Origin of the sequence: Leucobacter sp. MMO-125, assembly GCF_037148395.1 — a bacterium.
Taxonomy (GTDB): Bacteria; Actinomycetota; Actinomycetes; order Actinomycetales; family Microbacteriaceae; genus Leucobacter.
In genome coordinates this window covers 82,482-89,377 of the sequence record NZ_JBBCTL010000005.1, presented here as the reverse complement: position 1 = coordinate 89,377, position 6,896 = coordinate 82,482, and the positions used below count along the sequence as shown (strand labels likewise).

Here is a 6,896-nt window from a genome sequence, read left to right as displayed (position 1 = left end):
CCCTGATGGGTATTTGGGTCTGCCTGTTGGTGCTGAGGTGCGTGCGAATGGGGTGTCGCGTCAGGAGTTTGAGCGTGGTACGGCGTATTGGTCGAATCGGACTGGTGCTTCAGTGATCAACGGTGCTATCCGCAGTTGGTACCTGGCGCACGGTGGCCCTTCGGGGTCACTAGGGCTGCCTGTCGGGCCGGAGATCCGTTCCGGCGGGGTCTCGCGTCAGGAATTCGAGCGAGGCGCGCTCACATGGTCGGCTTCGGAGGGCGTCCGCGAGGTGCCAGCCTCCGTAACCGCTTCAGCCCCGGCCTCGCTCGCTGTGCCCCCAGTCGCAAAGGCTGAAGACGAAACGACCGCGTCCCAGTAGCCCGATCCCCTGCCGATCCTGGGCGTCGCATCTATCGCCCGGAGCGATCCTCGAGTAATCCCGGAGTAGGATCGAAGGGAGCGCACACCGTGGCGTCCCTGCCTGAGAAGAGAGTTAAGGATCTTTCGATGACGGATTTCATTCCCGCAGCCAAGCCGATCGTCGGCGATGAAGAGCGCGAGGCCGTCGACCGCGTTCTGCGCTCCGGCATGATCGCGCAGGGGCCAGAGGTTGCAGCGTTCGAGCAGGAGTTCTCGGCGCATTTCGTGGGCGGTCGCGAAGTCGTCGCGGTAAACTCCGGCACGAGCGGCCAGCACCTGGGACTGCTCGCAGCTGGTGTCGGCCCGGGCGACGAGGTCATCGTGCCCTCCTTCACTTTCGCGGCTACGGGTAACTCGGTTGCGCTCACGGGCGCCACTCCCGTGTTCGTCGACATCGAGCCCGACTACTTCACCCTCGACCCTGAGGCGGTGCGTGCTGCGATCACCCCGCGCACGAAGGGCATCATGCCCGTGCACCTGTACGGTCATCCCTTCATCGTCGACCAGATCGAGGCCATTGCGCGCGAGCACGGTCTTGCGATCTACGAAGACGCAGCCCAGGCGCACGGTGCCTCCTGGGGCGGCCGCCCGGTGGGCACGCTCGGGGACTTCGCTATGTTCAGCCTGTACCCCACGAAGAACATGACCTCGGGCGAGGGCGGCATGGTCTCGTGTGTGAACGGTGAAATTGCTCGGAATGTGCGTCTGCTGCGCAACCAGGGCATGGAGAAGCAGTACGAGAACGAGGTCATTGGCTTCAACGCCCGAATGACCGACATCCACGCAGCCATCGGTCGTGTGCAACTCACCAAGGTCGACACTTGGACCGCGCAGCGTCAGCGCAATGCGGCAGCACTGAACGAGGGTCTCGCCGGTCTCGCCGGTGTGCAGACCCCGAAGGTTGCCGAGGGTGCCGTGCATGTGTACCACCAGTACACCGTGCGTCTCGACGCCGGGGAGCGAGACCGTATCCATGTTGCTCTCAAAGAGGAGCACGGTGTCGGCTCGGGCGTCTACTACCCGATCCCGAACCACCGCCTGCCTTCGCTCACGAAGTTCGCACCCGGGCTCGATCTACCTGAGACCGAGCGTGCCGCGCGTGAGGTGCTCTCGCTTCCCGTGCACCCCTCGCTCGCCGAGGGCGACATCGAGCGCATCGTCACCGCGGTCACCGCGGTGGTGAACGCCGGCGCCTGACCTGTACTCTATGAAAGAGATCTGGCGCGTCCTTCGACAGCTGCTGCCTCTGCTTCCCGCTGGTGCGCAGCGCTACTTCGTCGGATACATCGTGGCGACAAGCCTCATCACCGCACTCGATGCGATCGGCATGTCGCTGCTCGCGATCGTGATCGGCCCCGCAATCGCGGGCACCACGATCAAGCTCCCCGTGGTCGGCGAGCTGCAGCCCGAGGCTGCGCCGCTCTTTGTGCTGATCTCCTTGGCGCTCATGCTGCTGAAGTCGGTGCTCAACGTGGTGCTGCAATGGTTCGCCACCCGAAAGTTTGCGAAGTACGAGCTCGAGATCGGTGATCGCCTGTTCCGGGCTTACATCAATTCGAGCTGGGAAGAGCGCTCGAAGCGCTCGATCGCCGAGATCACGCGCATCGCGGACGGAGGCATCGCGAACGCGATGGCGGGATTCGTGCTGCCCATCATGCGGATCCCCAGCGCGTTCTTCACCTTCGTGCTGGTGCTCGGCGTGCTCGTCATCGCAGACCCGATGACCTCGGTGATCGCCTTCGTCTATCTGTCGCTGGTGATGCTCGTTGTGCACTTTGTCGTCACGCGGCGCGCACTCGAAGCCGGCGAAGTGAACCTGAGGTACAGCTATCGGGTAGCGAATCTGATGACGGAGATGATCGAAGCGCTGAAGGAGCTCAGCCTGCGCAATCGCTTGGGCGAAGTTGCTGATCTCGTCACCTCGAATCGCCGCCATAGCACCCGGGCCCGTGCGAATGGGGCGTTCCTGGGCGTGCTTCCCGGCTTCGCCTACGAGGCTGCACTGCTGGGCGGTATCGCCCTCATCGGCGGTTTCTCCTATTTCCAGGGCGGGATGCAGGCGGCCCTGGCCGCTGTAGCGCTGTTCGCAACGACGGGGTTCCGTCTGATTCCCGCTCTCACGGGCGTTCAGGGTGGCATCGTGCAGGCGACCGCGAGTATGCCTGGTGCGAAGGATGTGGTGGGAGACCTCATCGCAGCCGAGAGCGACATGAAGACCTCGCAGACTCCGGCAGACACCGCTGAACTGGCTGAGAGCCCGAAGCTGCTGCGTCTGAACGACGTGCGATTCCGCTACCCCGGCGCTGCTGCCGATGTGATTCGCGGTATGAGCCTCGATATTCCGCTGGGCAGCTCGGTGGGTATCGTCGGCCCTTCGGGTGCTGGCAAATCGACGCTCATCGACCTTTTGCTCGGTCTCAGCCAGGCCACCGCGGGGTCTATCGAACTCGACGGTGAGTCCCTGCGAACGGTACTGCGACAGTGGCGCGGCCGTGTCGGCTACGTGCCGCAGCGGGTGGCGCTCTTCGATGGCACCATTGCGCAGAACGTGGCGCTCTCCTGGACTGACGATGAAATCGATCGCGCGCGAGTCGCCTACGCGCTGGAGCGCGCCCAGCTCGGCTCCCTCATTGCGGATCGGGCCGCGGGTATTGACGAGCGCATCGGCGAGCGCGGGGTGTCGCTTTCGGGTGGTCAGCAGCAGCGGCTTGGTATCGCTCGCGCGCTCTACACTGACCCGCTGGTGCTGGTGCTCGATGAGGCGACGAGCTCGCTCGACACTAAGACCGAAGACGAGGTCACCCGCGCGATCAAGGAGTTGCAGGGCGAGGTCACCTTGATTTCGGTGGCGCATCGTCTCTCGACGATCAAGGATTACGACAGGGTGTGCTACCTCGACGACGGTGTGATTGTCGCGCAGGGCACCTTTGCCGAGGTGGCGCGTCAGCATCCCGCATTTGGTGAGCAGGTGGCGCTCGCGGGTCTCGGCGGAGAGGTCCGCTGATCGTTGCCGTTGCCGTGGCCGTTGCCACCGCGGCGGACAGGCACCCCTGCGCGCCGCGGTGCTTGCAGCTGCTGTGACTCCGGCTGCAGTCAGCCTCGCGGGTAGCGACGCATGATCCGGAAGCCTGCGAACAGGGTGCGGAATGGCGCTTGCGCGTGCAGCGCGAGGAGTGGATTGCTTGGGATGAGTGATGCCGGCGTCAGATAGGACCGGCGAGCCTGCATCGCATCGCAGATGGCGTCGAATGTCGGTTGCGGATCGCGCAGCACCGTGATGACAGCGCGGTCGCTGCGTGAGAGGAGCTGGTCGACCCCGGGAGCGATGGCGATGAGCCTATCTGCGAGAGTGGCGAGGCCTTCACGGTTCTCGTCGAATGCTTGCTGCGATGCTGATCGCGCCAGCACCGCGTCGAAGAAATGGATGCGGATGAGTTTCACGGTGATCGCTGTGCGGATTGCGGGTTTCGCCGCGGTGAACCAGGGCAGCTGCTGAAGCTCGCTGAGAAATGCAAAGTCGTCTTCGAGTGGTCGAGTAGGGGCAAAGGTCACCCGGTCGTCGGCGTCGTCGTGGCCGACGTATGGCGGGCCGTAGAGGTCGTATGCGATCCGCTCAGCGGTGTACCAGAGTGTGAGCGAGTATGAGAGATCTTCGCCGGAGCTGAGCCCTTCGCTGAAGCGTAGGTGACCGAACCGTTCACGATCAATGAGGCCAAGCGGTGCGCTGCGGTAGGCGAGGCGGTCGCGCCGTGCGTCAAGGTGTTGTGTTCGGCGACCACCGCGCACAGGCGGGTAGGGGTCGACGCCGCCGTTGGCGAGTTGGATTCTGGCGAGAACCGCGTCGGCGTCGGTGTCGCGGGCGGTAGCGAGCCAGGAATCGATAGCGCCTGGAGCGAGCTCGTCGTCTGAGCCGAGGATGCTCACGTAGCGGGCTTCGGAGTGGGCGAGGCCGTAGTTCATGGGGCCCGCTGCGGAGGCGATGCCGTCGCTGATGCTGAGGAGCCGCAGCGCGGGGTAGTCTGCGTATGTGCCGAGATTGCGGCGAATGATCTCCGGGTCGATGTTGTGTGCGATCACGTTCACGCGCACCGGGGCTGCGGTGCCTTCGAGCACTGAGGCGACGGCTCGAGAGATGGGTCTGGTCGCGGAATGTACGGCGATGGTGACATCGACGAGGGGCTTGATCATGGCTGCGTCGTTTCTGCGGCTACGGCCGCGTGTTCCTGAGTGTGCGGAACGGTGCTTGCGGGTGCAGGGCGAACAGCGGATTGCGGGGCAGTACGGCGTTCAGCCCGCCGCCCCATCGCGCGCCGAGCAGTGCGAGGATGCGAGAGGTGTCCGGGGCTGAACCGAGCACTTCGTCGATCACGGCCCGGTCCGCACGCGAGAGCAGGCGAATGCTGCCCGGCGCCGCGGCTTCTATGGTGTCGAGTACTTCCGTGAGTGGTCGCACATGCGCGGCGAATCCTTCGGGCGCGTTGAGCCTGGCAAAGACGGCGTCGAAGAAGTGCATCCGCAGCGTCTTCACGCCGAGTGCGGTGCGCTGTCTGGGGCTGAGGTGGGCGAACCAGGGCGCTGAGGTAATCGCTGCGAAGAAGGCGAAATCTTCGGCGACCGAGCGTTTCGCCCCGGTGACGCGGTCGTGCTCGTCTTCGTGGCCGATATAGGCCGGGCCGTTGCGGTCGTAGGAGATGTGTTCGCCCTGGAACCAGAGCACTGCTGTGTACTCCAGGTCTTCTCCCGAGCCGAGGCCGGGTGTGAAACGCAGTTCGGGGAAGTGCATCCGCGAGATGAGCCCGAGCGGGGCGCACCGGTAGGCCAGGCGGTCTTTCACGGGGTCGAGGTCGCGGGTCCGAGCGCGTCGCGTCGGGGGCAGCGGCTCCACGCCGCTGAGTTCGCGATCGATGCGCGCGATGACGGTGCTCGCACCGGTCTCGCGGGCGATGGCGAGCCAGGAATCGATGGCGCCAGGGGCGAACTCGTCATCGGATCCGAGTAGGGACACATAGGGAGCTGTCGCCCGATCGAGGCCCAGGTTCATCGGGCCGGCGGGGGAGGGGATACCGTCGGCGAGGTGGAACAGCCGCAGGCGAGAGTCTGAGGCGATGGAACCGAGATTCGCTCGGATGATAGCCGGGTCGATGTTGTGCGCCACCACATTCACCCGGACGTCGGTCTCACTGTAATCGAGGACCGACGCCGCTGCCCTGGCGACCGGACGCGTCTTCGAATGGACGGGGATGATGACGTCGACAAGGGGTTCGGCCATACCCTCGATGGTAGCGGGCGGAGATCGGTGCCCCGCATCGGGTACAGTGGGCCACGGTCCATGATCAGCACGACACCCGCGGGAGACATCAGTGACGTTCGGCGGTTCCGCGATACTCGAACGCAGGATGCCGAGGATAGATGCCCTCACTGGACTGCGCTGGTGGGCCGCATTCGCCGTGTTCCTGTTCCACATGCGGGTCTTTGCTCCGCTGCCGGAGCCCATTGCGACGGTCTTCAACCAGGGCTACTTTGGTGTGACGTTCTTCTTCGTGCTCTCCGGCTTCGTGCTCACCTGGTCGCTGCGCCCGAGGGTGCCTCTGAGCACCTTCTACTGGCGGCGCTTCGCCCGTATCTGGCCAGCGCACATCGTTGCGCTGCTCTTCGCGGTGCCCGTGTTCTACACGCTCGCCACGATCCCCGAGGGTAGCTTCCTGAAGCCGTTCGACGTGGGAGTGCTGCTGCTCTCCGTGCTGGTGATCCAGGGCTGGTGGGCGAACCCGGCGATCCTCTTCTCGGGCAATCCCGCGGCCTGGACGCTCACAGTCGAGTTCTTCTTCTACGCCCTGCACCCGTTCCTCGCGAGGATCCTGCTGCGCTTCGCGAAGCGGGGTGCGCTCGTCATGGCCGGCATCGCAGTGGCGTGGGCCTTTGCCTACCGGCTCGGAGTGGTGTTCTGGCCAGAGTCCTGGCTGACTGCCGTCCCGATGCCGGTGACGCGGCTGCCCGAGTTCGTGCTGGGCATGGCCATCGCCTGGGCGATCCGGGCGGGTTGGCGGCCCCGTGTGCACCCGGTGGTCGGGGTGGGTGCGCTTCTTGCGCTCCTGTGCCTCATGGCCGGTGGCGAGGCTTTCGGGACGCTGCTGCCGCTGCGAGTCTTCGGCAATGAGTTCGTCACCGTGGCGGTCGGACTCGCGATCGTATCGCTCGCGGCGCGTGCTCTGGACGGAAAGCGCTCGGGCTTCGAGAGTCGCTGGCAGGTGAAGCTGGGTGAATGGTCGTTCGCGTTCTATCTCGTGCACGCGACGGTGATCTACCTTGCCCTGCGCGTGTTCGGCTACCAGGAGCCGAGTTGGCGCAATCTCGTGTGGTTCGCCGGAGTGTTCCTGGTGGATCTGCTGCTCGCGTGGATGCTGTACCGCTTCATCGAGCATCCCCTCGAGCGTCGTATGCGTCGGTGGAAGGACGCTCGTGACGCGAAGCAACCCGTTGGTTGTTAGGCTATC

The 6,896-nt window shown here is 64.9% G+C and carries 6 protein-coding genes; 4 read left to right on the top strand and 2 right to left on the bottom strand.

All coding sequences use genetic code 11. The features are described 5' to 3' along the window. The first annotated feature begins 13 nt into the window (after nt 1–13). The 3 genes from WFI54_RS12770 to WFI54_RS12675 all read left to right on the top strand — a co-directional run bounded on the left by WFI54_RS12770 (nt 14) and on the right by WFI54_RS12675 (nt 3,406). Nucleotides 14–361, top strand: a complete 348-nt coding sequence (locus WFI54_RS12770) for an LGFP repeat-containing protein (protein WP_442918875.1) — start codon at nt 14–16, stop codon at nt 359–361. 128 nt (nt 362–489) lie between these two features. Beyond that, nucleotides 490–1,599 carry a DegT/DnrJ/EryC1/StrS family aminotransferase gene (locus tag WFI54_RS12680; protein ID WP_336653171.1) on the top strand — a complete coding sequence of 370 codons (1,110 nt, stop codon included), beginning with the start codon at nt 490–492 and terminating at the stop codon, nt 1,597–1,599. 10 nt (nt 1,600–1,609) lie between these two features. Further along, the gene (locus tag WFI54_RS12675; RefSeq protein WP_336653170.1) at nt 1,610–3,406 is read left to right on the top strand and encodes an ABC transporter ATP-binding protein; all 1,797 of its coding nucleotides are present in this window, start codon (nt 1,610–1,612) and stop codon (nt 3,404–3,406) included. Nucleotides 3,407–3,495: 89 nt separating this feature from the next. On the opposite strand, the gene WFI54_RS12670 is transcribed toward WFI54_RS12675, so the two are convergent. Both WFI54_RS12670 and WFI54_RS12665 read right to left on the bottom strand, forming a co-directional pair. Then, entirely contained in the window at nt 3,496–4,590 is a 1,095-nt protein-coding gene (locus WFI54_RS12670; RefSeq protein WP_336653169.1) for a glycosyltransferase, read from the bottom strand. A gap of 19 nt (nt 4,591–4,609) precedes the next feature. Continuing rightward, nucleotides 4,610–5,671 (bottom strand): glycosyltransferase family A protein, encoded by a 1,062-nt coding sequence (locus WFI54_RS12665; protein WP_336653168.1) that lies wholly within the window; start codon nt 5,669–5,671, stop codon nt 4,610–4,612. A gap of 127 nt (nt 5,672–5,798) precedes the next feature. On the opposite strand from WFI54_RS12665, the gene WFI54_RS12660 reads away from it, so the two are divergent. Beyond that, complete coding sequence (locus WFI54_RS12660) at nt 5,799–6,890, top strand: acyltransferase family protein (protein ID WP_336653167.1); 1,092 nt, start codon at nt 5,799–5,801, stop codon at nt 6,888–6,890. The last annotated feature ends 6 nt before the right edge of the window (nt 6,891–6,896 follow it).